General features: G+C 58.7%; 27 protein-coding genes. 10 read left to right on the top strand and 17 right to left on the bottom strand.

Annotated features, from left to right (window positions below):
- Positions 1-124: 124 nt before the first annotated feature.
- The 3 genes from ACSQ36_RS07215 to ACSQ36_RS07205 all read right to left on the bottom strand — a co-directional run bounded on the left by ACSQ36_RS07215 (position 125) and on the right by ACSQ36_RS07205 (position 2,606).
- Positions 125-928 (bottom strand): family 1 encapsulin nanocompartment shell protein, encoded by an 804-nt coding sequence (locus ACSQ36_RS07215; protein WP_436181368.1) that lies wholly within the window; start codon positions 926-928, stop codon positions 125-127.
- Positions 921-1,985 (bottom strand): Dyp-type peroxidase, encoded by a 1,065-nt coding sequence (locus ACSQ36_RS07210; RefSeq protein ID WP_436183113.1) that lies wholly within the window; start codon positions 1,983-1,985, stop codon positions 921-923. The genes ACSQ36_RS07215 and ACSQ36_RS07210 overlap by 8 nt, the downstream gene beginning before the upstream one ends.
- A 195-nt stretch (positions 1,986-2,180) precedes the next feature.
- Positions 2,181-2,606 (bottom strand): DUF6566 family protein, encoded by a 426-nt coding sequence (locus ACSQ36_RS07205; protein WP_436181367.1) that lies wholly within the window; start codon positions 2,604-2,606, stop codon positions 2,181-2,183.
- A 357-nt stretch (positions 2,607-2,963) separates the two neighbouring features.
- Between ACSQ36_RS07205 and ACSQ36_RS07200 the strand changes: the two genes are divergently transcribed.
- The 5 genes from ACSQ36_RS07200 to ACSQ36_RS07180 all read left to right on the top strand — a co-directional run bounded on the left by ACSQ36_RS07200 (position 2,964) and on the right by ACSQ36_RS07180 (position 5,711).
- Positions 2,964-3,113: a hypothetical protein gene (locus tag ACSQ36_RS07200; protein ID WP_436181366.1), complete on the top strand. Its 150-nt coding sequence runs from the start codon at positions 2,964-2,966 to the stop codon at positions 3,111-3,113.
- A gap of 147 nt (positions 3,114-3,260) precedes the next feature.
- Positions 3,261-3,938: a TOPRIM nucleotidyl transferase/hydrolase domain-containing protein gene (locus ACSQ36_RS07195; RefSeq protein ID WP_436181365.1), complete on the top strand. Its 678-nt coding sequence runs from the start codon at positions 3,261-3,263 to the stop codon at positions 3,936-3,938.
- Entirely contained in the window at positions 3,935-4,483 is a 549-nt protein-coding gene (locus tag ACSQ36_RS07190) for a UvrD-helicase domain-containing protein (protein WP_436181364.1), read from the top strand. Before ACSQ36_RS07195 ends, ACSQ36_RS07190 begins: the two co-directional genes overlap by 4 nt.
- A gap of 30 nt (positions 4,484-4,513) precedes the next feature.
- Positions 4,514-4,678 carry a hypothetical protein gene (locus ACSQ36_RS07185; RefSeq protein ID WP_436181363.1) on the top strand — a complete coding sequence of 55 codons (165 nt, stop codon included), beginning with the start codon at positions 4,514-4,516 and terminating at the stop codon, positions 4,676-4,678.
- Positions 4,659-5,711 (top strand): hypothetical protein, encoded by a 1,053-nt coding sequence (locus tag ACSQ36_RS07180; protein ID WP_436181362.1) that lies wholly within the window; start codon positions 4,659-4,661, stop codon positions 5,709-5,711. Before ACSQ36_RS07185 ends, ACSQ36_RS07180 begins: the two co-directional genes overlap by 20 nt.
- 726 nt (positions 5,712-6,437) lie before the next feature.
- Here the strand turns inward: ACSQ36_RS07180 and ACSQ36_RS07175 are convergent.
- From ACSQ36_RS07175 to ACSQ36_RS07145, 7 genes are all read right to left on the bottom strand, one after another.
- Entirely contained in the window at positions 6,438-7,586 is a 1,149-nt protein-coding gene (locus ACSQ36_RS07175) for a tyrosine-type recombinase/integrase (RefSeq protein ID WP_436181361.1), read from the bottom strand.
- A 320-nt stretch (positions 7,587-7,906) separates the two neighbouring features.
- Positions 7,907-9,295 (bottom strand): replicative DNA helicase, encoded by a 1,389-nt coding sequence (locus tag ACSQ36_RS07170; protein WP_031359785.1) that lies wholly within the window; start codon positions 9,293-9,295, stop codon positions 7,907-7,909.
- A gap of 140 nt (positions 9,296-9,435) precedes the next feature.
- Complete coding sequence (gene rplI / locus ACSQ36_RS07165) at positions 9,436-9,891, bottom strand: 50S ribosomal protein L9 (RefSeq protein ID WP_089159054.1); 456 nt, start codon at positions 9,889-9,891, stop codon at positions 9,436-9,438.
- 28 nt (positions 9,892-9,919) lie between these two features.
- Entirely contained in the window at positions 9,920-10,195 is a 276-nt protein-coding gene (rpsR, locus tag ACSQ36_RS07160) for a 30S ribosomal protein S18 (RefSeq protein ID WP_031359787.1), read from the bottom strand.
- Positions 10,196-10,197: 2 nt separating this feature from the next.
- The gene (gene priB / locus ACSQ36_RS07155; protein WP_436181360.1) at positions 10,198-10,497 is read right to left on the bottom strand and encodes a primosomal replication protein N; all 300 of its coding nucleotides are present in this window, start codon (positions 10,495-10,497) and stop codon (positions 10,198-10,200) included.
- Positions 10,498-10,540: 43 nt separating this feature from the next.
- The gene (gene rpsF / locus ACSQ36_RS07150) at positions 10,541-10,942 is read right to left on the bottom strand and encodes a 30S ribosomal protein S6 (RefSeq protein WP_031359789.1); all 402 of its coding nucleotides are present in this window, start codon (positions 10,940-10,942) and stop codon (positions 10,541-10,543) included.
- 174 nt (positions 10,943-11,116) lie between these two features.
- Positions 11,117-12,028: a LysR family transcriptional regulator gene (locus ACSQ36_RS07145; RefSeq protein WP_213764139.1), complete on the bottom strand. Its 912-nt coding sequence runs from the start codon at positions 12,026-12,028 to the stop codon at positions 11,117-11,119.
- Positions 12,029-12,182: 154 nt separating this feature from the next.
- Between ACSQ36_RS07145 and gcl the strand changes: the two genes are divergently transcribed.
- From gcl to lysM, 4 genes are all read left to right on the top strand, one after another.
- On the top strand, positions 12,183-13,958 hold the full coding sequence (gene gcl, locus ACSQ36_RS07140) for a glyoxylate carboligase (protein WP_436181359.1): 1,776 nt from the start codon (positions 12,183-12,185) through the stop codon (positions 13,956-13,958).
- A 15-nt stretch (positions 13,959-13,973) separates the two neighbouring features.
- Complete coding sequence (gene hyi, locus ACSQ36_RS07135) at positions 13,974-14,777, top strand: hydroxypyruvate isomerase (RefSeq protein ID WP_436181358.1); 804 nt, start codon at positions 13,974-13,976, stop codon at positions 14,775-14,777.
- Between the two features lie 18 nt (positions 14,778-14,795).
- A complete protein-coding gene (gene glxR / locus ACSQ36_RS07130; protein ID WP_213764011.1) occupies positions 14,796-15,677 on the top strand; it encodes a 2-hydroxy-3-oxopropionate reductase in 882 nt (293 codons plus the stop codon).
- A gap of 308 nt (positions 15,678-15,985) precedes the next feature.
- Positions 15,986-16,471: a peptidoglycan-binding protein LysM gene (gene lysM, locus ACSQ36_RS07125; protein WP_213764140.1), complete on the top strand. Its 486-nt coding sequence runs from the start codon at positions 15,986-15,988 to the stop codon at positions 16,469-16,471.
- A gap of 105 nt (positions 16,472-16,576) precedes the next feature.
- Here lysM and ACSQ36_RS07120 read toward each other — a convergent pair whose 3' ends face one another.
- Positions 16,577-17,200 (bottom strand): hypothetical protein, encoded by a 624-nt coding sequence (locus tag ACSQ36_RS07120; RefSeq protein ID WP_213764012.1) that lies wholly within the window; start codon positions 17,198-17,200, stop codon positions 16,577-16,579.
- A 568-nt stretch (positions 17,201-17,768) separates the two neighbouring features.
- Here ACSQ36_RS07120 and ACSQ36_RS07115 point away from each other — a divergent pair.
- Complete coding sequence (locus ACSQ36_RS07115; RefSeq protein ID WP_436181357.1) at positions 17,769-18,227, top strand: N-acetyltransferase family protein; 459 nt, start codon at positions 17,769-17,771, stop codon at positions 18,225-18,227.
- 27 nt (positions 18,228-18,254) lie between these two features.
- Here the strand turns inward: ACSQ36_RS07115 and ACSQ36_RS07110 are convergent, their stop codons facing one another.
- The 6 genes from ACSQ36_RS07110 to ACSQ36_RS07085 all read right to left on the bottom strand — a co-directional run bounded on the left by ACSQ36_RS07110 (position 18,255) and on the right by ACSQ36_RS07085 (position 24,397).
- Positions 18,255-19,259 (bottom strand): asparaginase, encoded by a 1,005-nt coding sequence (locus ACSQ36_RS07110; protein ID WP_436181356.1) that lies wholly within the window; start codon positions 19,257-19,259, stop codon positions 18,255-18,257.
- A 60-nt stretch (positions 19,260-19,319) separates the two neighbouring features.
- Positions 19,320-20,246, bottom strand: coding sequence for a CysB family HTH-type transcriptional regulator (locus ACSQ36_RS07105; RefSeq protein WP_062090223.1), 927 nt, complete (start codon positions 20,244-20,246; stop codon positions 19,320-19,322).
- Between the two features lie 36 nt (positions 20,247-20,282).
- On the bottom strand, positions 20,283-21,341 hold the full coding sequence (locus ACSQ36_RS07100; RefSeq protein WP_213764015.1) for a sulfate/molybdate ABC transporter ATP-binding protein: 1,059 nt from the start codon (positions 21,339-21,341) through the stop codon (positions 20,283-20,285).
- A 15-nt stretch (positions 21,342-21,356) separates the two neighbouring features.
- A complete protein-coding gene (gene cysW, locus ACSQ36_RS07095) occupies positions 21,357-22,286 on the bottom strand; it encodes a sulfate ABC transporter permease subunit CysW (protein ID WP_436181355.1) in 930 nt (309 codons plus the stop codon).
- Positions 22,283-23,179, bottom strand: coding sequence for a sulfate ABC transporter permease subunit CysT (cysT, locus tag ACSQ36_RS07090; protein ID WP_213764017.1), 897 nt, complete (start codon positions 23,177-23,179; stop codon positions 22,283-22,285). Before cysT ends, cysW begins: the two co-directional genes overlap by 4 nt.
- A gap of 168 nt (positions 23,180-23,347) precedes the next feature.
- Positions 23,348-24,397, bottom strand: a complete 1,050-nt coding sequence (locus tag ACSQ36_RS07085) for a sulfate ABC transporter substrate-binding protein (RefSeq protein WP_436181354.1) — start codon at positions 24,395-24,397, stop codon at positions 23,348-23,350.
- Positions 24,398-24,620 lie beyond the last annotated feature (223 nt).

Below are 24,620 nucleotides of genomic sequence, written 5' to 3'. Positions count from 1 at the left end.
GCCTGGAAATGGCACCCACAGCGCGAACTGGCGCATACCAGCCCGCCTGAACACGCACCCCATCATCTTCTTATCAAAGAGTGCGAATCGGGCACACGCGGCCGCATCCGATCCCCGGAGGGCGTCAGGCCGTCGGATAGACGGATACCGAAGCCTCGCTGGCGAGCATCAGGAATGTCAGCGTCTCCCTGAGATAGAGCTGAACGGCCGTATCCGAATGGCCTGTATAGCCGATGGAGAGATCCTGGCCGAAATGGAGTTCGTAATCGCCACCACGCGTGGACACCACGCTACCGCCCTTTATTGCGGGTGCCCACACCAGATCGCCGTTCACGATCCGCTTGATATGCTGGATGACCGGGTATCCCTGATCGCTCGCTTCTGACAGGGCTGTGTAGGCGTCGGCACCCAGCAGCACGGAATACGGGCCGTCCACGCCGGCGAGTCTGAGTTTTTCGAGTGCCTGGCTGATGGCAGCGGGGTAATCGCTGACGTCTGCCGGCAGATTCGTCGGCTCGTTCGAGCAGCCTTCGCGAATACCCACAATTCCCGCGGCTTCATAGCCATCAAAGATCGCGCTGTCCTCGGCGAAAGCCAAATCGCTCGCGGCAATCTTCGCGGGCTGCCAGTCCCCATCGTTCGAACCCCGTTCGACGCTGTCGATGGACTTACGCTGCAGCGTGAATGGGACTGTCAGCTGGACCAGTGATTTTACGTCGTGCAGCTTCGCGGCAACGCCGTTCTTCGCAGAGTCGATGGCAGTCTGGTGGCCGGTGCCGACACCGGCGAAGTCAGTTCCACGAGGCCCCTTAACGTCGACCACGCGCCGGCCGGCCACTGAGCGCCTGAATGTTCGGGCCACTTCCGCCTCGATCTGTGCCCACGCCTGGCTTGAAATGGGTGCAAGTTCCCGATGCAGATTATTCATATTGCGGCCTTCCTTTGAGTGAGCCGATATCCAGTGCCCCGTCCTGTTTCCTGTCATCCAGAGCCGGACTGGCGGGTTGCGAAGAATCAGAAGCTGCCGGAGCCGTCCCCTCCGGGCTCCGGTCGGCCAGCGCTTCGAGCAGCGTTGCCGACGGCACAAAGAACAGGCCACCGGTTACAGCGCGGCTGTAGTCGAGCAGGCGGTCATAGTTGCCCTGCGGCCTGCCCACAAACATGTTCTCCATCATTTGTTCGATCGGTTTGGGGGAGCGGGCATAGCCGATGAAATAGGTGCCAAACTCCCCGGCGCCCGGGCGTCCAAAAGCCATGTTGTGCCGCAGTATCTTCACCTCCTCGCCATTCTCGTCGATCGTCGTCAGAGAACTGTGGGAGCACGACGGTTTCACCGCTGCGTCGAGTTCAATGTCCGACAGCTTCTTGCGGCCAATGATGTTCTCCTGCTGTTCGACACTCAACGCGTTCCAGCCGGACAGATTGTGGAGATATTTCTGAACAATCACATAGCTCCCACCAGCGAACTCCATATCTTCATCGCCGACGATCGTGTATTCGCGCGCCGACTGGCCGGAGGGATTTTCAGTGCCGTCAACGAAGCCCACCATGTCACGCAGATCGAAATAGCGGAACCCTTGGACCTCATCCACAACCGATACCGCGTCGCCGAGGCGCTCGAGGAGCTGCGACGCGAGCTCGAAGCAGAGATCCATATGGTCGGCCCGGATGTGCAGCAATATGTCGCCCGGGGTGGCAATGGCTCGTCGTGCAGCCGGGCCGAACTCCCGGAACGGTTGAAGCACGGCAGGACGCGGCGCTCCAAATAACCGGTCCCATGCTGCCGAACCGAATCCGCATACGCATGAAAGGTTCGCGCTGGGGGCGCGCGTTCCGACTGCCCGAACGAAAGCGGCAACGTCTGCGCACCACGACCGCACGGCATCGGCGCTCTCATTACCGCGCGAGACTGTCGCGACGATAAAAATTGCGCTTCGCGAAATGGAACTGCATACGGCTTGAGGTTCTGGCGTATTGTTGGGCATCTCGATAACGATAGCGAATGTTGCATCGACAACCTGATGCGGTTCCGGAACTGGGCATCCAGGCAGGAAGCAGCTGATCAAGGCCAAAGGCAAACCGGGTGTAGCGTCGACTTTCCTGCCGCTTTTGAACGACGTTACACGGACGGATGACAGCATCCCTCCAGGCACTGCCAGTGAGGACTAGACTGCCAGCCTTCATCCGTCCCGTCCGATGACCGAACGCCGCTGGTGTTCCACGGTGTCCGTGAACCAGACCGTGTCTCGTTCGCGTGCCGCGACCCACGAATGGGGTTCAGTTTTCTTAAAACGTTGCCCGATGCTTCTACGCGCCCACTCGATTTCATCCCGAATGGCTTCGTCTGCAGTCCTCCATTCTGGTTGTACAGTCTGTAGCCATTCATTGATCGCGGGTTGACCGGTGCCGCTGATCTTCACGTCCGCAATCCACGCTCCACATTCGTTAAGTTTGGCTCCGACGCAAATGTCGAACTCCGCGAAGCAGTCGACGGTGTACCCCATTGCTTCCTCCCGATGCAGATGCTCGACCACAGGTCTTGACAAGACGGTTTCCAGCCTGGTGCATTGAACGATCACCAGTACAGAAATTTCTGAATTTGCCAAAACGATGTAACCGGGAATGGCACCCTACTGCCGCATCGAGTCTACCCAATAAATGCGGTCATGGGCACCGGATCCTCCACGTCAGCGCGCCTCAAAGACGGAATTTTTCCCGATACATAATATCGGCACTTTATTCATTTACATCGCAAGCGCGTTAATCCAGGATCACCTTAAACTGATGATGAACACACCTGAAATAGCCGGGCAGTCTGGCGCCAATGGCGGACGGAATCTACGCGGTAGTCTGACTGTTCAGGATGTGGAGTCGCGGCGGATCACATCCACGATCCAGCTCAATGGGTTTCGGCAACCCCGTGCCATCAATCTTCTATCGCTATTGAAGACTGCGGACAGACCATGAAAAAGAGAGTTGACCAGGTTGACCGTCCCGATCGTCAGGACGATGACAAGCTCGACGAAGCACTCGAGGAAACCTTTCCCGCAAGCGACCCGATTCCCATTGATCTGCGACCTGACCGGTCTTCAGACGAGCCCCATCGCGGCTAAATCGCCTAATCTTATTGCGTCAGTGCGACGTAAAGTCGCGTAGAGGATTGTTTCACCTGACTTCCATGGGTCTCTCCGATGCATCTGGTGGTCATGCGTTCGCGTCATCGCGACCAGAATGGGGTGGCGGTCTCGGAATCAGTCAGCGTGCCAATCGCCGAACTTGGGCTCAAGCCGAAAATGCTGGATAAGATCAGCCGCTATCTGGATGTGACTCGCTCCGCGCTGTTGTTCGGCAACAGGGCCATCCTGGTGGAGGGAATCGCTGAGGCGCTGCTATTGCCCGTGTTGGCACAAAAGCTTGTTCTCGCCGGCGATGCAGATGGGTGGCTCCGGTTCAAGGGAACGGTCATCGTGCCGATCGAGGGCGTGGATTTCCGTCCCTACGTCGAGGTGCTGTTGCGTCCGCACGGTGACGCGCGCATCGCCGATCGACTGATCGTGATCACCGACGCGGACCCAACGGTGCTGGGGAATCGGAAGATCGACCTGGAAAACCTCGTTGCGACGCATGGTGCGCCGCAGGCTTTGACGGTATTGACGAATCAGCACACGCTGGAACACGAGATTTTTGACGCTGGCAACGAGATCTTTCTAAAGAGCGTTTTTCTTCGTCTACATCGCAACTCGCGTCGCGATTGGACGGACCGGATCGAGGGCGTCGCAGTGCAGGATCGTCCCGCTGCATTCCTCCGGCTGATTGAGGCGAAGAAGACCCGCAAGGGCGACTTGGCCCAGGCCATCGCTTCACGTATTGCCGGGGACGAACCGTTTGTCGTACCAACCTATCTTGCCGACGCGATTCGTGGCGCTGCGCAAGCATGATCGGCATTCAATATCTGACGGAAGAGCAGGAAGCATTCGCCACGCATGTCGGCGGCGCTTTCGTGCATGCTTGCCCCGGCGCCGGAAAGACCCGCACGATCATTGCTCGCTTAACCAAGATCACAGCCACGTTGCCACCGCGTCGCGGCGTGGCGATACTCTCGTTCACGAACTCTGCCGTCGATGAGTTTCGGGAGCGTTGTCAGGCCGCAGGGCTAGCCCCGCTCTTGAAGTATCCCAGTTTCATGGGAACGCTCGATGCTTTCGTACGGCATTTCGTGGTGCTACCCGCCTGCGCGGCGACGAGCACGACACGGCCGATCATCCTCGATAGCTGGGACACGCTCGGCATAGAGATTCGATTGTCGGGACAATTCGCCTTCCGAGGTGACCCAGTGAGCCTGGATCTATTCGATCCGGAAACCAATGTCATTGATCCAGGGAGGATCGGGCACGCCGGATTGCGGAACCATGTTCGCCAGCATCAAGCCCGATATCAGCAAGCCGCGGCGCACCGGCGACGAGGCTTGCTGCAGGCCGGCTAACTGAGCGCCGGTGATGCCCGCGCTCAGACGTTGCGACTGATTCGTGATCCTTTAAATGGCGGGGCACTCGGCCGCGCGCTGGCAGCACGTTTCCACGAAGTCATGGTGGACGAAGGCCAGGATTGCGATCCGCTTGATCTGCAAATCCTCTCATGGCTCAGGGAGTACGGCGTGCATGTCTACCTTCGTGTGTGACCCAGACCAGGCCATCTACGAGTTCCGCAACGGCAATCCTGCCGGAGTTCAGGAATTCAAGGAGACGTATCCTGTTGAATCACATCGAGGACTAACGGGCAATTTTCGTAGCAGTCCTGTGATCTGTCGGTTGGCCGCCACACTTAGAAGCGCTGGCCAGGCGGATCAGTCTGTCGGCGACACCGCGAATGTTGTGCATCCGGTTCTACTTCTGACATATCGAGGCCGAGCGCCCAGTGCGACAATCGGGCGAGCCTTCTTGGATCGGATTGCTGAGCTTAATTTAGATTCGAGTGATGCGACTCTTCTGGCGCATTGTGGCGAGGTCACGCCACGTACCGCCGGCGTAGTTCCAAGCGATTCGAACGGAAGTTCGCGGATCGAGTCGCTGGCTCGAAGATTGGCGGAATTTTGGTCGCCCGCCGCAACGGTGCGATCGAGGGAAGCTGTAGTTTTGGCGGTGGAGACGTTACTGCTGGACCTCATGGGGCTACGCCAGCCGAACGAACATTTATTGCGCACCGTCGAGCGCGCCGGCATAGATCGGCGAGCCCATCGAAGACGTGTGCTGAGTTTCCTCATGAGTCTTCCTATTGCCTGCGGGAACGCCGATGCTGACCGGCTCGCCTGGATAGCCCGCGTACACGCGGAGACAGAACGGCTGAACCTGCCGCTGCCGGCCGGCGTGACCGTGCGTAGTTTCTTTCGGCGGCCAACCAATGCGCAATGGTCGACCCATCTTCAAACGCCGGTCGATCTCGGCCTGAAATGCGCGAAGATCCACGAGGTGAAAGGCCGTGAGTACGGCGCCGTTTGCGTCGTGATTCCACCCAATCGCGCCCCTGAAAACAGGGGGGAGGCCTTGTTTGTATCCTGGGAAGCCCGCACCGATGCTGAGGCCAAGCGCGTGCTCTACGTAGGCTTGACGCGCGCTCGGCATCTGGCTGCGATTGCGGTGCCAGTCGCCTTTGCCGATCGCTGCGTCGCCGTGTTAACCGCTGGTCAGGTGCCCCACACAAGAAGGGACCTATAAGGCCCAAACAAATTGGCAAATCGACCATCCGTCAGCCCGCTCTTGCGTCTGTCCACGCAAATGGTTCCACGCATTGACCACGATCGACTTGGCACCTTGGATTAGTCCAGCGAATTTCGGTGCTGGAGTAATCGTGAAATAAAAAGTCGGCCCATGTGACTCCAATGCAGGCTGACGAACGACAACCGGATTCGCCCGCCGCAAAGAGAGAAGCGCTGCTTAATTTCCAGAGCGACGGCGCCAAGGGCATCGTCGACGCCAGAGATTCGTAACTCTCGTTCAGACGGACGCAACTCGGAAGGGCGCTAGGGGAGCTATCGGTCAGAGCTCACGTGTGACGCTTCATGGGGCCAACCGTCGGATAGTCCCGAGTCAATAGAGCAGTTATTCTCTAGGAATCCTCATCTTCCGTAGTCGAGCTGCGACAGCTACAGGAACGTACCGATATGCGTCAAGCGCATATAACCATCAGCCCTTGATAAAATGCCGCTGCTTTAGGGTAACACTCACGACAAGAACTCTGAGATTCGCCGCGTGCACCGCGCTGTCTACCAGCCGCCGCGCCGAAAGCTCAATGGGATTTTGGGTGATGACACAACGCACAACGGGCAGTCTACCTAAGGTCAACATGCACCTTATGTTCAGCGGATGCACAAGATGCCGGGTGCACAATACGCCCTGCGTTGCAAACGTCAACCGGTATACCCGCGTGCCGCGAAATTGTCGCTACAGGATCGAAACCCTGTCGAGGCGCTCAACGATGTTATCCGTCCGGTTTCCGTAGTTCGATTGAATGATAGCTACGCTCGTGCCGGTAAGATCAGCAACTGTATACACGTCTATACCTTGTGCGATGGCTTCACTGATGTAGGTGTGGCGCATGCAGTACAGGACTGCATCGGGAAGGCCAGCCGCGTCACGCGCTTCTCTGAACGCCTTCCCCCATTGCGCAGCCGTCCAACGCTGCGAAAAAGAATTAGTCAACAGCGGTGCATTCGCAATCTTGTCTCGGGCTTGCTCAGCGAAAAATGCGCGAGCCGCTGTTGACAGGTCAACTTCCCGTCGCCCCGTCTTGCCGTCGAGCCATATCGTGCCGGCATTTCGATCGAGGTCGCTTGCATTTGCGCGAGCCAGTTCGCCCGGCCGCGCGCCGGTGAGGAGTAGCGCACTAGCCAATGTACGTAAGTCATCGGACATAGCAGCCAGCAGCGTGCGGCGCTGTTCCGCTGTAAGCCAGCCGTTACGCCGTGCACCCACCTTCGGAAATTTGTTGACATCCTTCCACCCGGTGTCACTTGAGACCAACTGGCACTTCTTCGCGTAATTCAAGGCCGCCTTAAGAGCAGCCAGATTGCGGTTGGCCGTATCTTTAGCCCGGTTATAGCTTTCTTCGTCATCCGGATCGTCGTCGTCCAGTTGATCGTTTCTCCATTTCTCAACATCCATGGCTCGCAGCTTCGACAGCTCGACCCGTCCTATCCGTAGCGGATCGCCGGGCACCGTGGATTTGTATACGAGGCGCTTGAAACGGTATTCCGCGTCCCGGGAGCTTGACGGAGAGTTATCAATCAGCAGCTTTTTAACGTACGACTCACATGCATCGGAAACCGTCGTTTTTTGATTCTTTACGCCGCCTTCAAGCCCTTTCGCCCATTCCTCAACGGCCCTTTGGGCGTCGTCATATTCGGCAAATTCGCCGAGCGCCTTGAAAGTCTGCGCACCATCATCGGTGCGGTATCGACCGACCCACGTGCCCGGCCCCGCCTCCAGCTTACGAAAGCCGACGAACACGCCTCTCCGGATCTTCTCGAAGTATGGATTGCGGCGCGGCGCCAGTTTGGCGCGAGCGGTCTTGCTTCTGATGTTGGCAGTCATATCGCCCCCCTATCCGGAGAGGACAGTATGTCATGCCATCGAGCCGTACGTAAATTATACGCAAAAACATATTGGGAACATCTGGAACCGCATGGAACACAATTCTCTTTGTTTTCAGTATGTTAAGTCTTGCATCGAGATCTTCTGGAACGTCTTGAGAGCCTATTTTTTGCCCTCGGTGGGCATGAATCGACCGAACATGAAAATCCCGGAAAGTGGCTCAAAATGGCGCTGACATAAAACTGCCACATTGTACCTTCGCGGGACCATCGAAGCACCCTGACCGACGTCAAATCAAACGTGGACAGGCGATAAGTTCCCTAGTCGCCGTAGAAATTCTGCGCACCGGCAAAATTCTCGAACTTCGTGTATTGACCCTGGAACGTGAGTCGAATGGGACCGATTGGACCATTACGCTGCTTACCGATGATGATCTCGGCCGTGCCTTTGTCCGGGCTATCCGGGTTGTAGACTTCGTCGCGATAGATGAAAAGAATCACGTCCGCGTCCTGTTCGATAGCGCCGGACTCACGCAAGTCGGACATGATCGGGCGTTTGTTCGGACGCTGCTCCAACCCGCGATTCAACTGCGAAAGCGCCATCACGGGAACGTCCAGTTCTTTGGCAAGGCTTTTGAGTGAACGCGAGATTTCCGAGATTTCGGTCGCGCGGTTTTCACCGGCCGAACCGGAGCCGGACATAAGCTGCAAATAGTCCACGATGATCAGGCCCAGCTTGCCGCATTGCCGTGCCAGACGGCGCGAGCGCGAGCGTAGCTCCATCGGGTTCAGCCCACCCGTTTCATCGATAAAGATCTGCGCCTCGCTCATTTTCTGCACAGCGTGCGTGAGCTTCGGCCAGTCTTCGTCGGTGAGACGGCCGGTACGCATTCTGTGCTGATCCAAACGGCCCACCGAACCCAGCATACGCATGGTGAGCTGCGTGCCCGGCATTTCCATTGAGAACACGGCAACCGGAAGGCCATATTCAACGGCCACGTATTCACCGATATTCATCGAGAACGCAGTTTTACCCATCGACGGCCGACCTGCCACGATGATCAGTTCACCGCCGTGCATCCCCGAAGTCATGCGGTCCAGATCGACGAAACCTGTTGGCGTGCCGGTCACATCGCTAGGATTCGCGGTGTGATAAAGCGTGTCGATACGCTCGACCACCTGCGTGAGCAACGGCCCGATTTCGAGAAAACCCTGCGTGCCGCGCGCGCCACTTTCCGCGATCGAGAACACCTTCGCCTCGGCCTCGTCCAGCAACTGGCGCACTTCCTTGCCTTGCGGATTAAAGGCGTCGGCGGAAATTTCATCTGCGACCGATACCAGACGGCGCAACACCGCCCGATCCCGGACGATTTCCGCATAACGGCGAATGTTCGCGGCGCTCGGCGTGTTCTGCGCGAGCGCGTTCAGGTATGCCAGGCCGCCCACCTCTTCGGCCTTGCCGGTGTTCGTCAGCGCCTCGTAGACGGTGATCACGTCGGCCGGGCGCGTGGTCGCGATCAGCTTGCCGATCGCCTCATAAATGATCCGATGGTCGTAGCGGTAGAAATCGCCATGCGACATCACGTCCGCAATACGGTCCCATGCGGCGTTATCCAGCAGCAAGCCGCCAATGACGGACTGCTCGGCTTCGATGGAATGCGGCGGGACCTTCAGCGCATCCAGTTGGGGATCTTTCGACGGTGCGTTCATGGGGAGGAATTATCGGCGAAATGACGGAGCGAAGGGAGATGGAAAAACAAAAAAGGCGGGAACCGTTGAGGGTTCCCGCCCTTCTTTTACCGCATTACTTTTGGCTTCGCGGCAGGGGCTAAGCCCGGCCAGCGAGACACTTAAGCGTGTTCGCCCAGCACCGACACCGTCACGTCGACAACTACGTCGGTGTGCAGTGCAACCTGGATAGCGTGATCGCCAACCAGCTTCAGCGGGCCGTCGGCCAGACGCACTTGCGACTTTTCGACTTCGGCCAGGCCTTGCTTCTTCAGCGCTTCGGCGATGTCCGCATTCGTCACCGAACCGAACAAACGACCGTCGACGCCAGCCTTTTGCGAGATCTGAACGGTCGCGCCGCTCAGCTTTTCGCCCAGGGCCGTAGCGGCTGCCAGCTTTTCAGCGGCAACTTTTTCCAGATCGGCGCGGCGCACTTCGAATTCCGCGATTGCGTCCTTCGTTGCACGGCGGGCCTTCTTGCCCGGGATCAGGAAGTTACGTGCGTAACCGTCCTTGACACGAACGATGTCGCCCAGGTTGCCCAGGTTGACGACTTTTTCCAAAAGAATGATTTGCATTTGGCTTTTTCCTTATTGCGTCGTCTGATTAGGCCTTGTGCAGGTCGGTGTACGGCAGCAGCGCGAGAAAACGAGCGCGCTTGATAGCCGTATCGAGCTGACGTTGGTAGTGAGCCTTCGTTCCTGTCAGACGAGCCGGCGTGATCTTGCCGTTCTCACCAACGAAGTCCTTCAGCGTTTCCGTGTCCTTGTAGTCGATGGTCTCGACATTGGCCGCGGTGAAACGGCAGAACTTCTTGCGCTTGAAGAGCGGGTTTTGTTGCTGACGACGTTTGTCGAATTTCTTACCAGTCGGGCGGGGCATGTTCAGTCCTTTCCAATATCCTGCAATTCTGTGATGTGAAACACCAGGGTTCGCGCGTTGCGGCTTTTCTTCGCCATGAAGCCCGTGAAGAGCGTTTCTACGCCCATTACGAGGCTTTCCAGCTTGCCGCTCGCAGCACCGGCCGCGACCGCCGGGAGAGTCAGTTCGATTTGCCGGGCAATGCCCGCTTCGACGACTTCCGTACGGTGATGCAACGTGCAACTCGCTATGGGGACGCCGGCGGGGGTGTACCGCACCGGTTCTCGCTCCACAACGCTTGCTGTCAGTTGCAGCCGGTTCACTTGATTCCTGGTGACGCGACGACCTTAAAAGTCGCCTTCTTGATTAGTTTGCCTGCGAGCTTGCGGCCGGAGCTGCATGAGCTTCAGTCGACGGCTGGCTGGCCGCCTTCTTGGCTTCTTCGCGGTGAACTTCCTTCATCATCGGCGACGGGCCGGTTTCGGCCTTCTTCAGCTTGACGATGAGGTGACGCAGCACAGCGTCGTTGAACTTGAACGCGTGTTCCAGTTCTTCGAGCGTTTCCTGGCTGCATTCAATGTTCATGCACACGTAGTGAGCCTTCGCAAGCTTCTCGATCATGTAAGCCAGCTGACGGCGGCCCCAGTCTTCGATGCGATGGATCGAACCACCGTGTGTTGTGATCGTGGTTTTGTACCGTTCGATCATGGCGGGCACTTGCTCGCTTTGATCCGGATGCACGATAAATACGATTTCGTAATGACGCATTGTTACTCCTTGAGGATATAAAGCCACCCGGGCGTCGGACCGGTGCGGCAAGAGAGAAGCCAGCGATTATAGCGAGATACGGCCGGCCACACAACTGATTTACGCATTTCGCGTATTACTTCCGCTGTGTTTTCAATGGCTTAGCACTCGTGCATGCCTGAGCGGCCCGGAAACTCATCGTTCGCGGCTCCAGTAATCCGGCTGGGCGTAGATTTTCTTCAAATAATCAATGAAGTAGCGCACTTTCGCCGGCACGTAGCGCTGCTGCGGATAGACCGCGAGGATGTCGTAATCGGGCAGCGCGAACTCGTCCAGAACGGTTTCCAGTTCGCCATTTGCCAGTTGACGCTGGATTTCCCAGGTCGAGCGCCAGCCAAGCCCATGCCCTTCCGATACCCATCGGTGGAGCAATTCGCCGTCGTTGCAATCCAGGTTGCCCGAGACACGCACCGTCGCAAGTTTACCGTTGCGGCGGAAATACCAGCCGCGATTCTGCCCGCCCTGCAAATTGAACGCGAGACAGTTGTGGCGCGGCAGGTCATCGAGCGATTTCGGCTTGCCGTGCTTCTTGAAATACGCCGGCGTGCCGCAGACCACGCGGCGGTTATCGGCGAGCTTCACGGCAACGAAGTTCTGATCGACCGCCCCGCCTATGCGGATCGACAGGTCGTAACCCTCGCGAATCAGGTCGGCAACGCGGTCGTTCAGGTTGAACGACATCTGTAACGCGGGTTTATCGACGAGAAAACCTGGCGCGTGCGGCGCCACGTGCATTCGTCCGAAGGCCGCCGGGGCGGAGACGATCAGGTGGCCATCGACGGTGCGCTGGCCGTCGGCGAGCTCGTCTTCGGCCTGATTCCAGTCCGCCAGCAGTCCACGGCAGCGCTCCAGGAACGCCGCACCCTCCTCGCTTACCACCAGACGACGCGTGGAGCGGTACATCAGCTTGACGCCCAGACGCTTCTCTAAGGCATCAATACGCCGCCCCAAAATGACTGGCGACACCCCCTCCTCCAGCGCCGCCGCAGCCAGACTGCCGGCCTCGGCGACCTTCACGAACGTCTCAATCTGCCTGAAGCGGTCCATTTTCTTGGCCTCCATTGCTCATTCATTCCATACTTTTTGTATCGGATCAAACGACTCTGGCTGATCTTATCAACACTCCCGCATACGCATAAAGTCCCCTTAACGACATTGCGCAACGGCGCGATGCAGCAGAACACAATGGAAGGAGACACTCATGACAAAAATGCGAGCAGTCGACGCAGCCGTTCTCGTGCTGGAAAAAGAAGGGATCGAAATGGCGTTCGGCGTTCCGGGCGCGGCGATCAACCCGTTCTACTCCGCCCTGCAACGGGCCGGCAGCATCGGCCACGTGCTGGCACGCCATGTGGAAGGCGCGTCGCATATGGCCGAAGGTTATACGCGGGCGGCACCGGGGAATATCGGCGTGTGTATTGGCACGTCGGGACCGGCGGGAACGGACATGATCACCGGGCTGTATTCCGCCCAGGCCGACTCCATTCCGATCCTCGCGATCACAGGCCAGGCGCCGCGTGCGCGTCTCTATAAAGAAGACTTCCAGGCCGTCGATATTGAATCGATCGCCAAGCCGGTGACCAAGTGGGCGGTAACCGTGCGCGAACCGGCGCTCGTGCCGCGCGTGTTCCAGCAGGCATTCCACCTGATGCGCTCAGGCCGTCCGGGTCCGGTGCTGGTCGATTTGCCGATCGACGTGCAACTCGCGGAAATCGAATTCGATATCGACACGTACGAACCCCTGCCCGTCTACAAGCCCAAAGCAACGCGCGCTCAGATCGAGAAAGCGCTGGCGATGCTGACGGCCTCCGAGCGGCCGTTGATCGTGTCCGGCGGCGGCGTGCTGAACGCGGCGGCCGAGGATCTGCTGGTCGAGTTCGCTGAAATCATGAACGTGCCGGTGATCCCCACGCTGATGAGCTGGGGCGCAATCCCCGACGACCATCCGCTGATGGCCGGCATGTGCGGTTTGCAAACGGCGCATCGCTACGGGAACGCTTCGATGCTCGCATCCGATTTCGTGCTGGGCATCGGCAATCGCTGGGCGAACCGTCACACGGGCAGCGTCGAGGTTTATACGAAGGGCCGTACGTTTGTGCACGTGGACATTGAACCGACGCAGATTGGCCGCGTGTTCGGCCCGGATCTCGGCATTGTCTCCGACGCAAAATTCGCGCTCGAACTGTTTGTGGAAGTGGCGCGTGAATGGAAGGCCGCGGGCAAGCTGAAGGATCGCGGCGCGTGGGTCGGCGAGTGCCAGGAACGCAAGCGCACGTTGCATCGCAAGACGCACTTCGACAACGTGCCGATGAAACCGCAACGCGTCTACGAAGAAATGAACAAGGTCTTCGGCCGCGATACCTGCTACGTCTCGACGATCGGTCTGTCGCAAATCGCCGGCGCGCAGTTCCTGCATGTGTACAAGGCGCGCAACTGGATCAATTGCGGTCAGGCCGGCCCGCTCGGCTGGACCATTCCGGCCGCGCTCGGTGTTCGTGCCGCGGACCCGCAACGGCCGATCGTCGCGCTCTCGGGCGATTACGACTTCCAGTTCATGATCGAAGAACTTGCGGTTGGTGCGCAATTCCGGCTGCCGTACATCCATGTGGTGGTGAACAACTCGTACCTCGGCCTGATCCGTCAGGCGCAACGCGGCTTCGATATGGACTACTGCGTCCAGCTCGCCTTCGAGAACATCAATGCACCCGATCTGAACGGTTATGGCGTCGATCACGTCGCCGTGGCCGAAGGACTTGGCTGCAAGGCAGTGCGCGTGTTCAATCCGGAAGACCTCGCTCCCGCCCTTCGCAAGGCCCAGGGAATGCTCGCGGAATTCGGCGTGCCGATCATTGTTGAAGTGATCCTCGAGCGCGTGACGAACATCGCGATGGGCACGGAGATCGATGCGATCAACGAATTCGAACCGCTCGCCGAAAGCGAGCAGGACGCACCGACGGCCATTGCGCATAACGCCTGAGAGAGAACAAAAACCATGCCGAAATTTGCTGCAAACCTGACCATGCTGTTCAACGAAGTGCCGTTCCTTGACCGCTTTGCGGCGGCGTCGGAGGCGGGCTTCGAGGCGGTTGAATTTCTGTTCCCGTATCCGTATGCAGCGGCCGATCTGCGTCAACGACTGGACGCCAACAATCTTCAGCTCGTGCTGCATAACTTGCCGGCCGGGAATTGGGAAGGCGGCGAGCGTGGCATCGCGTGCCTGCCCGATCGCCGAGAAGAATTCCGTGAGGGCGTAACGCGGGCGATCGAGTACGCGAAGGCGCTGAACGTGCCGCAACTGAATTGTCTCGTCGGCATTCCAACGGCTTCGGTGAGCCGTGAGGAAGCGCGGGCGACCATCGTTGAAAATTTGAAGTTTGCGGCCACCGCGTTGAAGAAAGAAGGCATCAAGCTGCTGGTCGAGCCGTGCAATCACTTCGATATCCCCGGCTTCGCGCTGAACCGGTCGCAGGAAGGACTCGACGTGATTCGCGACGTAGGGTCGGACAACCTGTTCCTGCAATACGACATCTATCACATGCAGCGCATGGAAGGCGAACTGGCTGCCACGATCAAGCGCAACCTGCCGTCCATTGCGCATATTCAGTTGGCCGATAACCCCGGCCGCAATGAACCGGGTACGGGCGAGATCAACTATCCGTTCCTGTTCTCGTGGCTCGATTCGCTTGGCTACGACGGCTGGATTGGTTGCGAGTACAAACCGCGCGGCACGACTGCGGCCGGCCTTGGCTGGCTTCAGGAAATCGCTGGCTGGAAGACTGCACGCGCAGTGGCATAACTGGAGGAGACACGCATAATGGCAACAATCGGATTTATCGGCCTTGGCATCATGGGCGCGCACATGGCGCGCAATTTGAAGAAAGCTGGCCATTCGCTAGTGCTGAACGGCGCGTACCCTGTGCCGGACGACCTGCGCTCGCTAGGCAAAGTAGCTGCCAGCTCGACCGACGTTGCGCGGGCAAGCGAAATCATCATCATCATGGTGCCGGACACGCCCGATGTCGCTAACGTCCTCTTTGCAGAAGACGGCGTGGCGAAGGGACTCGAGAAAGGCCAGCTCGTGATCGACATGAGCTCCATCTCGCCGCTCGAAACGCAAGCGTTCGCCAAGAAAATCAACGCGCTAGGCTGCGATTATCTCGATGCACCCGTGTCAGGCGGCGAAGTCGGCGCACGTGAAGCTTCATTGACGATTATGGTCGGTGGCCCGGAAGCGGCGTTCGAGCGCGCAAAGCCGCTCTTTGATGTCATGGGCAAGAATGTGACGCTCATCGGCGATAACGGCGCGGGACAAACGTGCAAGGTCGCAAACCAGATCATCGTGGCGTTGAACATTGAAGCGGTGGCCGAAGCGTTGCTGTTCGCTTCAAAGTCCGGTGCGGATCCCGAGCGCGTGCGGCGTGCGTTGATGGGCGGTTTTGCCGCATCGCGGATCTTGGAAGTTCATGGCGAACGCATGACCAAGCGCACGTTCAATCCGGGCTTTCGGATCGAATTGCATCAGAAGGATCTGAACCTCGCGCTGGAAAGTGCGAAGAAACTTGGTCTTGCTTTGCCGCATACGGCGAGCGCGCAGCAGTTGTTCAGCGTGTGCGTGGCAAACGGCGGACGCGAGTGGGATCACTCGGGAATGGTGAAGGCGTTGGAACTGATGTCGAATCATCAGGTTACCGAATGAACTGCTTGAAGACCGGCTGATGCATACGTGGCGGTTACTTGACGCATAAGCATAGCCGGTTGCAGAAAGTGCAATAAAGCGGGGTCCGTCAAGCGGCGCCCGGTGATGACGTGGAAGCCTTGGTCGGTCAGACGTCATTGCCGGGTGTCCGCCTTGCCGGATCTTTTTTTGTTTACGTTCTCAAAAAATGCCCATCCACACAGTTTGACAATTCCATCGGTGAAATCCGAGAACTATCGATTAGTTCTGGAGACTAAATGGCTCGGCTTTATCAGGTCGATCTACCCGGTTATTACAGGAGTTGCAACATGGGCATTTTCAGTTTCATCAAGGACGCGGGCGAAAAATTGTTCGGCGCTGTTTCAACCACGGCTCAGGCTGCGCCGACCGTTGATGTCGCCGCGCTCAACAAGACGGCAGGTGACGCAATCGCCGCCTACATCCGCACGCAAGGCTTGAGCGCCGACAACCTGCAAGTCAGCTTCGATGGCGCGTCGCATACGGTCACAGTCAGCGGCCAGGCCGCCGATCAGGCGACGAAGGAAAAGATCCTCGTGGCAGCGGGTAACGTGCAGCATGTGGACAAGGTCGACGATCAACTGACCGTACCGACCCCCACGCCCGTTTCGCAATTTCATACGGTGGCTTCCGGCGACAATCTATGGAAAATCGCCGACAAGTACTACGGCAACGGCGCGAAGAACGACGTGATCTTCGAAGCCAACAAACCGATGCTCAAGAGCCCGGACAAGATTTACCCGGGACAGGTTCTGCGGATTCCCGCGCTGGCCTGATGACGGGTTGAATGGTTGAGTAAAAACGCGACCCGAGGGTCGCGTTTTTTGGTTCCGGGTCAACCGGTTCTGTTACGGACGACAGACCGGGGCCGGCCGTGGGCGCTATCGAATTATCCTTTGCCAGAGCGTTGCATTCCGGACCGTACGCCTGATCGACAGTATCTGGAAAAACCCGTGTATGCCGGCCCTCAGTTCGTCCGGGTGTTCGAACTCCAGGTAAGTCACCTCACATAAATCATCGAGTTCGCGAATGAGCGTCGTTTTGATCGGAGCATGCTTCCAGACAAGAAACAGGATCGGGGAGCATCGCCCCTTGAAGATGTGATAGCTCAGCTCAAAGGCACTGCTCTCGCTCATACCAACCCTGATATTGATCAGGACATCGGCCTGGTCCAACAGTTTCAGCCGATAGTCACGGAAATTCTTCGGCGTAAAGGGCAAGTGACGGTCACGCTCAAACGATTCCCTGAAAGTATCGGCACTTTCAGCGCCGGTGCCAGTGAGATAGTTGAAAGGGCAGCGCGAGTCGTTGGCGGTGTCGATTATTTGCAATATCTGTTCGACTAATCGCTGCTGCGTCTCACCCGATTCGGTGAACGGTTGCCTGATAAATAGCCTGAGTGGAGTGCCGTCCACAGAAGAGTCGGGACCGTCGGTGAGCAGCATTGGTTGCGCAAGCGACCGATGTAGGTCCTGCAAGGAATACACAGCCATGGGATGTTTCATTACTTATGCCGCCCATCCGGGTTGCGAACTGGCAGCCCCTATTTTTCGGGTGTTTGAAAATCAGATATTAAATAGTATTCCGAACATAATTTCAAAACCTGACGAACCATGATCTATATGTCCGCACCACACGGCTCGCTGTTCCGAGCGATCGCAAGGACTATCACTCTCGAAAACTCTGGCTCAAGTCTAGTGCATGGGCCCGCACTCTCCAAGGGAATTTAACGACCATTTCGGTGCATCCAGATGCCATCGAGGCAGGGTTTCGCCCATTGAATTTTGATGTTTCATATTTTGTTCGCATTTCTAACTAATAGATCTTGCTTTCCGATCATGGTTGGATTTTCTGAAGCAAACGTCGGTTCTGATGCGAAATACCGCCATGGCATCAACATCTGGAACGCGCGAACCCATCGTTACCTTCGCTGTTTATTTCACTCTACGGACGCTTTCGGCACGTGGCACCTGGAAAACAAGCGCTGCTGGATCTTTTTGCTTTTGCTGAAGCGCCCTATGATCTCCCACGCTATTTCGCACTGTTCCAATTACCTTCGGGAAAACCGCGCCCATGACACCAAGACCCCCTGTTGAGATCAGATCGGTGGCTGTTGCCGACTTCGATGCGTGGTCGGCGTTATGGCGCGGTTACCAGGCGTTCTACAAGACCGATATCCCGATGGACACAACTCAACGCACGTGGGCGCGCATGCTCGATCCCACGGAGCCGGTATTCGGCGCGGTGGCAGTAATCGATGGTCGTATAGTCGGGGTGGTGCACTGGATCATGCATCGGTCGTGCTGGACGACCGGTGACTATTGCTATCTGCAGGATTTATACGTAGAACCGGATATTCGCGGAGGCGGGATTGGGCGCAAACTCATCGAGCATGTCTATGCCAAGGCCGCGGAAGCACAGTGCTCGCGAGTCTGGTGGTTGACTCATGAAACCAATACCGACGCGATGCAGTTGTATGACCGCATCGCGGACCGGTCGGGGTTCGTGCAGTATCGGAAGGTGCTGGGGTGATAGAAAGCTAACGCAGCAGATCTTGCGTCAGTACGTATCGAACACACGCTGCAAGTCTGCCGCCGCTGTGCCCGCCGCCAACGCCAACATCAGCAGCACGCGCGCCTTGTACGGGTTCAAAGCGCCTGCCGTGATCGAGCCAAGTGCATCGTCGGGCGCAGCGCCGTTGCGCATCACGTGGCCCGCTCCCACCCGTGACGAACGTACAACCGCCACGCCGTGTTTGACGGCATCGGCAAGAGCCTGTTGCAGCGTCGAATGAATCGAGCCGTTGCCCGTCCCTGCAATCACGAGTCCTTTGACACCCGAGGCAACGAATGCATCGATAGCCGCTCGCGACGCCCCTGCGTAACTCGTCACGATCTCGACCGCCGGCGGTTCAGCGGGCATCTGGAACGGGCTATGCAGCGTATGCGGCCTGACCACTGAACGCTGGAATTCCACCTGCCCGTCCTGCACCCAGCCGAGCGCACCGCCTTCGGGCGAACGGAAGGCATCGACGGCATAGGTGCTTGTCTTGGTCACGTCGCGGGCGCAGTGGATCTGGTTATTGAACGCGACCAGCACGCCCTGCTTCCACGATGCCCGGTTCGCCGCCACCGTCACCGCGTTGAGAAGATTCAACGGGCCGTCGGCGGATAAGGCCGTCGCGGGCCGCATGGCCGCCGTGAGCACAACCGGTTTTTCACTTTTCACGGTCAGGTGCAACAGGTAGGCGGTTTCCTCGAGCGTATCGGTGCCGTGCGTGATGACGATACCGTCGATATCGTCCTGCGCCAGCAACGCATTCACTCGCGCGCAGAGGGTAATCCACAGCGCCGGCGTCATGTCCTTGCTGTCGATGCTCGCTACCTGCTCGGCCTGGATCTGCGCGACTTGCGAGAGCGAAGGCACGGCGCCGAGCAGTTTATCGACGCCGACTACGCCGGCCTTGTAACCCGAGGTTTTGGCGGCATCGCCGGCCTCGCCCGCGATGGTTCCGCCGGTAGCCAGCGCCACGATCCGCGGCAATGAAGTGTGTGATGAGTTCATGGCCGTAATTGTAGCGGAGCGGCGGCCGGCTGATTTCCAGGCTCTCAAACTTTCAAAGGGTTAGGCAGCTTCCCGCAATTGAGCCGCGATCTGCGCTTCGTCGAGTTGCGGTGCGAACATCTCGATCAGCCTGTACGCATATGCCCGCAGGAAAGCACCCTTCCTCAAGCCCACGCGCGTGGTGCTGGCTTCGAACAGATGTTGCGTGTCGAGCGCGACGAGTTCGGTATCGCGTTTTTCGTCGAAGGCCATCGCCGCCACGATGCCGATGCCCATGCCCAGTTCCACATACGTCTTGATGACGTCGGCATCGATAGCGGTCAGCACCACGTCCGGCAGCGCGCCCGCTTTCGCAAACGCCTGATCGACATGCGAACGGCCGGTGAAATCGTGGTCATACGTGACGATCGGATATTCGGCGATCTCGTCGAGCGTGATGTTCTCGCGGCCGACCAGCGGATGCCCCTTTGGCACGACCACCGTGTGGTGCCACGAATAGCACGGGAACGTGACGATATCCGGGTACCTATCGAGCGCTTCCGTCGAAATGCCGATGTCCGCCTCGCCGTTGATGATCATCTGCGCGATCTGCTGCGGACTGCCCTGACGCAGCGCGAGATGAACCTTCGGGAATACCTCGGTGAATTGGCGGATCACCTTGGGCAGCGCGTAACGCGCTTGCGTGTGGGTGGTCGCCACGACCAGATGGCCGTTGTCCTGATCGGCGAACTGGCGGGCGACGCGGCGGAGGTTCTCGGCATCGAGCAGCATGCGCTCGATCACCTGATGCACTTCCTTGCCCGGCTCGGTCAGGCCCGTGAGCCGCTTGCCGCGTCGAATGAAGATATCGACGCCGAGTTCGTCCTCAAGGTCCTTGATTTGCTTCGACACACCCGATTGCGACGTATAAAGCACGTTCGCGACCTCGGTCAGATTCATGTTCTGCCGGACGGCTTCACGTACGAAACGCAATTGCTGGAAGTTCATGTCAGCCTCTCTCTTCAGTATGCTTATTCAATAAGCTCAATGCGCCGGGAACACACGCAGAACACGCGGCACGGCGGTCACGCCGTCGCCGATATTCAGATTTAATCCACGCCAGGTTTCGCGATCCAGTTCCGCTTCCAGCACGTTGCCTTCAGCGCCTTCCAGATCCACGCGCACCGAACCGCCGAGCGTCACGACACGGCGGACATCGACCACGATGCCATCGCGATGACCCGACGCCGTCGGGAAGAGCGTCAGGTCGTGCGGCCGGACGTAAGCCACCGCCGGACCCGCGAAATTGGCGACGGTCGGAATCGGCTGCGCAGCGCCTTGCGCCACAAAACCGTTCGCATCCACGCTGCCCCTGAGCCGGTTTGCCGCGCCGAGAAACTCGTACACAAACGATGTCTGCGGATGATCATAGACGTCTTGCGGACTGCCGACCTGCTCCACATGCCCACGATTGAGCACCACGATCCGATCCGCGACTTCAAGCGCCTCTTCCTGGTCGTGCGTGACGAAAATAGTCGAGATATGCAGGTCGTCGTGCAGACGCCGCAGCCAGCTACGCAGCTCCTTGCGGACCTTGGCATCGAGTGCGCCGAACGGTTCGTCGAGCAGCAGCACCTTCGGTTCGACGGCAAGCGCCCGGGCCAGCGCGATCCGCTGCCGCTGCCCACCGGAAAGCTCAGACGGAAACCGTTGCGCCAGCCAGTCAAGCTGCACGAGCTTCAGCAATTCATGCACTTTCTCGCGGATCACCGCCTCGGACGGCCGTTCCTTGCGCGGTTTCACGCGCAGGCCGAACGCCACGTTCTCGAACACGGTCATGTGACGGAACAGCGCGTAATGCTGGAACACGAAACCGACCTGCCGTTCCCGCGCACCCACGGCCGCCACGTCCTCGCCGTTCAGCACGACCGAACCGGCGTCCGCGTATTCCAGCCCCGCGATCACGCGCAGCAGCGTGGTCTTGCCACAGCCCGACGGTCCGAGCAGCGCGACGAGTTCGCCCGACGGGAAGTCGAGCGAGACGTTGTCCAGCGCGACGAAATCGCCGAAGCGTTTCTGCAAATTGCGAACAATGATGCTCATGGTGATTTTCGCCTTCTAGTTCTGGAGTGACGCGACCGGCAACTCAGCGGGTTGCGCCTGCACTGCTTCAATCGATTGCGACATGCGGCGCTCGGCAAGCAGCTTCAGGCCGAGCGTGACGAGCGCGAGCAGCGCAAGCAGCGACGCCACGGCGAACGCCGCCGAAAAGTTGTATTCGTTGTAGAGAATTTCTACATGCAGCGGCATGGTGTCGGTTTGTCCGCGAATATGGCCCGATACCACCGATACCGCGCCGAACTCGCCCATCGCACGTGCATTGCAGAGAATCACGCCATACAGCAAACCCCATTTCACGTTCGGCAGCGTCACGCGGCGGAAGATCTGCCAGCCCGACGCGCCGAGTACATGCGCGGCTTCTTCTTCGTCGTTGCCTTGCGCCTGCATCAGCGGGATCAGCTCGCGTGCGACAAAGGGGAACGTGACGAAGATAGTGGCGAGCACAATGCCGGGCACCGCGAAGATGATCTGCACGTCGTGGTCGATGAGCCAGGGACCGAACCAGCCTTGCGCGCCGAACATCAGCACGTAGATCAGGCCCGAGACGACCGGTGACACCGAAAACGGCAAGTCGATCAGCGTCGTGAGGAAGGCTTTGCCGCGGAATTCGAACTTCGCGATAGACCAGGACGCCGTCAACCCGAACACCACGTTCAGCGGCACCGCAATCGCGGCGACGATCAGCGTGAGCTTGATCGCGGACCACGCGTCGGGGTCCTTCAGCGAATCGAAGTAATAGTCCACGCCCTTCGCGAACGCTTGTGCAAACACGGCGGCGAGCGGCACCACAAGAAACAGCGCCAGGAAAATCAGCGCGATGGCCGTCAGGATCCAGCGCACGACACGGGGTTCGGTAACCGGATCAAGCTTGTGCTCAGTCACACGGGCCGTGGTCACATCCACAGTTTTCTGTTTGACGGCGCTCATGCTTTCGCCCCGTCGATATGCAATGCACCGGCCGAAGCAGGCGCAGGACCTGCGCCACCGCGGCTCGTGCGCCGTTGCAGGAACCATTGCAGCGTGTTGATCAGCAGCAGCATCAGGAACGATACACACAGCATCACCACGGCGATCGCGGTCGCCCCGGCGTAGTCGTATTGTTCGAGCTTCGTGATGATCAGCAGCGACGTGATTTCGGACTTCATCGGCACATTACCTGCGATGAAAATCACCGACCCGTATTCGCCCAAGGCACGCGCAAACGCGAGCGCGAAGCCAGTCAGGATCGCGGGAAACAGCGACGGCAGCACCACGCGGCGAAACGTCAGCCAGCGCGTGGCGCCAAGGCACGCGGCCGCTTCTTCCTGCTCGCGTTCGAAATCTTCCAGCACGGGTTGTACGGTGCGCACGACGAACGGCAAGCCGATAAACGTCAGCGCCACGAGCACGCCCAACGGCGTAAACGCCACCTTGATCCCGAGGGGTGCGAGAAACTGGCCGATCCAGCCATTCGGCGCATAGACCGCGGCGAGCGCAATGCCGGCCACGGAAGTCGGCAATGCAAACGGCAGATCGACGACAGCATCCACCACGCGCTTGAACGGGAACGTGTAGCGCACGAGCACCCACGCCACGAGGAAACCGAACACGGCGTTGATCAGCGCGCCACCGAGGGCAGCGGTAAACGTCAGCCGATACGACGCCAGCACGCGCGGCGACGTGACGGCGCGCACGAACGTCGCCCAGTCGAGCGTGGCCGTCTTGGCGAAGGTCGCGGCAAGCGGAATCAGCACCACGAGGCTCAAATACGCCACCGTGATGCCGAGCGTTAGGCCGAAGCCCGGCAGTGCGCTGGGCTTGCGGAAAGTGAAAGTCGTCATGCGTGAATCATCCAGTTCCGCCGCGCCGCGGGGACGGCGCTTCGGGGTCGAGCTTCGGGTTGGTTTCATGGCCGTCTATGCGGCCATCGTGTTATTTCAGGCTTCTTTTACGACTACAGCACCGCGAGCGCATAAGCGCCGGCAGTGCTGCCCTTCATGCCGCCGTGCTTACTGCGGCTGATAGATCGAATCGAACACGCCGCCATCGGCGAAATGCGTCTTTTGTGCGTTGGTCCAGCCACCGAACGAGTCGTCGATGGTGTAGAGCTTGATCTTCGGGAACTGCTTCGTCAGCGCAGCGGGAACAGCGGTGGAGCGCGGCCGATAGAAGTTGCGTGCCGCGATTTCCTGGCCTTCCTCGCTATACAAATATTTGAGGTACGCCTCGGCCAGCTTGCGGTCGCCATGACGATCCACGACCTTGTCGACGACGGCCACCGGCGGCTCAGCCAGGATGCTCACCGACGGCACGACGATCTCGAATTTGTCCGAGCCAAATTCCTTCAGCGACAGGAACGCCTCGTTTTCCCACGCGATCAGCACGTCACCCTGCCCGCGCTGCACGAAGCTGGTGGTCGCGCCCCGCGCGCCCGAATCCAGCACGCCGGCGTTCTTATAGAGCTTGGTTACGAAGTCCTTGGCAGTCGTTGCGTTGCCGCCTGGCAGATGTTCTGCATAAGCCCACGCCGCGAGGTAATTCCAGCGCGCGCCGCCAGACGTCTTCGGATTCGGCGTCACGATAGAGACGTCCGGCTTGAGCAGATCCGGCCAGTCCTTGATCTGCTTCGGGTTGCCTTTGCGCACGAGGAACACGATCGTCGATGTATACGGCGACGCGTTGTCCGGCAAGCGCTTCTGCCAGTCCTGGCTAACCAGCCCCTTGGCTGCGAGCGCATCAATGTCATAGGCCAGCGCCAGCGTCACCACATCTGCCTGCAAACCGTCGAGAACCGAGCGAGCCTGACCGCCGGAGCCGCCGTGCGATTGCTTGAATGTGACGGTCTCTCCGGTTTCAGCCTTCCATTTCTTGCCGAAAGCCTGATTGAACTCCTGGTACAACTCACGCGTCGGGTCATACGACACGTTCAGGAACGACGTGTCGGCGTGCGCTTGCGCGATCATGCCCGCGGTCATCCCGGTCACCGACGCTGCCCCGATCACCGCCGTGGCAAACAGCTTCCTTGCACGTGCGCCCCACCTCGAATTCTGACTCCGCATTACCCCGTTCCCCGTCTTATGTGGTTTGAGCAGCCGAGTCTATCGACGAGCTTTCATTATTAAAAATAATTGTTATTCATTCTTTTAGATCAAAAAGTGCTAATGACGGCTGGAAGCGGCGTTGCGGCCATCAAACAGCCGTTGGAGCACCCTGTTTATAGGCTCTGTGTGGTTCTGACGACGTCGAACTTAAAGTAAAGCTTGAAAAGCGCCGAATACTGTA

Source organism: Caballeronia sp. LjRoot34 (assembly GCF_964253815.1).
Taxonomy (GTDB): Bacteria; Pseudomonadota; Gammaproteobacteria; order Burkholderiales; family Burkholderiaceae; genus Caballeronia.
This window is presented reverse-complemented; position numbering and strand designations above follow the sequence as displayed.

Excerpts from the sequence above, each read along its gene's own strand:
- ACSQ36_RS07115 (WP_436181357.1), top strand. The coding sequence starts at position 17,769 with ATGACACCAAGACCCCCTGTTGAGATCAGATCGGTGGCTGTTGCCGAC.
- ACSQ36_RS07085 (WP_436181354.1), bottom strand. The coding sequence starts at position 24,397 with ATGCGGAGTCAGAATTCGAGGTGGGGCGCACGTGCAAGGAAGCTGTTT.
- ACSQ36_RS07200 (WP_436181366.1), top strand. The coding sequence starts at position 2,964 with ATGAAAAAGAGAGTTGACCAGGTTGACCGTCCCGATCGTCAGGACGAT.
- ACSQ36_RS07105 (WP_062090223.1), bottom strand. The coding sequence starts at position 20,246 with ATGAACTTCCAGCAATTGCGTTTCGTACGTGAAGCCGTCCGGCAGAAC.
- ACSQ36_RS07180 (WP_436181362.1), top strand. The coding sequence starts at position 4,659 with ATGTCTACCTTCGTGTGTGACCCAGACCAGGCCATCTACGAGTTCCGC.
- ACSQ36_RS07100 (WP_213764015.1), bottom strand. The coding sequence starts at position 21,341 with ATGAGCATCATTGTTCGCAATTTGCAGAAACGCTTCGGCGATTTCGTC.
- glxR (WP_213764011.1), top strand. The coding sequence starts at position 14,796 with ATGGCAACAATCGGATTTATCGGCCTTGGCATCATGGGCGCGCACATG.
- cysW (WP_436181355.1), bottom strand. The coding sequence starts at position 22,286 with ATGAGCGCCGTCAAACAGAAAACTGTGGATGTGACCACGGCCCGTGTG.
- ACSQ36_RS07175 (WP_436181361.1), bottom strand. The coding sequence starts at position 7,586 with ATGACTGCCAACATCAGAAGCAAGACCGCTCGCGCCAAACTGGCGCCG.
- hyi (WP_436181358.1), top strand. The coding sequence starts at position 13,974 with ATGCCGAAATTTGCTGCAAACCTGACCATGCTGTTCAACGAAGTGCCG.
- rpsR (WP_031359787.1), bottom strand. The coding sequence starts at position 10,195 with ATGCCCCGCCCGACTGGTAAGAAATTCGACAAACGTCGTCAGCAACAA.
- ACSQ36_RS07110 (WP_436181356.1), bottom strand. The coding sequence starts at position 19,259 with ATGAACTCATCACACACTTCATTGCCGCGGATCGTGGCGCTGGCTACC.
- cysT (WP_213764017.1), bottom strand. The coding sequence starts at position 23,179 with ATGACGACTTTCACTTTCCGCAAGCCCAGCGCACTGCCGGGCTTCGGC.
- ACSQ36_RS07215 (WP_436181368.1), bottom strand. The coding sequence starts at position 928 with ATGAATAATCTGCATCGGGAACTTGCACCCATTTCAAGCCAGGCGTGG.
- ACSQ36_RS07145 (WP_213764139.1), bottom strand. The coding sequence starts at position 12,028 with ATGGACCGCTTCAGGCAGATTGAGACGTTCGTGAAGGTCGCCGAGGCC.
- rpsF (WP_031359789.1), bottom strand. The coding sequence starts at position 10,942 with ATGCGTCATTACGAAATCGTATTTATCGTGCATCCGGATCAAAGCGAG.
- lysM (WP_213764140.1), top strand. The coding sequence starts at position 15,986 with ATGGGCATTTTCAGTTTCATCAAGGACGCGGGCGAAAAATTGTTCGGC.
- ACSQ36_RS07120 (WP_213764012.1), bottom strand. The coding sequence starts at position 17,200 with ATGAAACATCCCATGGCTGTGTATTCCTTGCAGGACCTACATCGGTCG.
- ACSQ36_RS07210 (WP_436183113.1), bottom strand. The coding sequence starts at position 1,985 with ATGCCCAACAATACGCCAGAACCTCAAGCCGTATGCAGTTCCATTTCG.
- rplI (WP_089159054.1), bottom strand. The coding sequence starts at position 9,891 with ATGCAAATCATTCTTTTGGAAAAAGTCGTCAACCTGGGCAACCTGGGC.
- ACSQ36_RS07190 (WP_436181364.1), top strand. The coding sequence starts at position 3,935 with ATGATCGGCATTCAATATCTGACGGAAGAGCAGGAAGCATTCGCCACG.
- gcl (WP_436181359.1), top strand. The coding sequence starts at position 12,183 with ATGACAAAAATGCGAGCAGTCGACGCAGCCGTTCTCGTGCTGGAAAAA.
- ACSQ36_RS07170 (WP_031359785.1), bottom strand. The coding sequence starts at position 9,295 with ATGAACGCACCGTCGAAAGATCCCCAACTGGATGCGCTGAAGGTCCCG.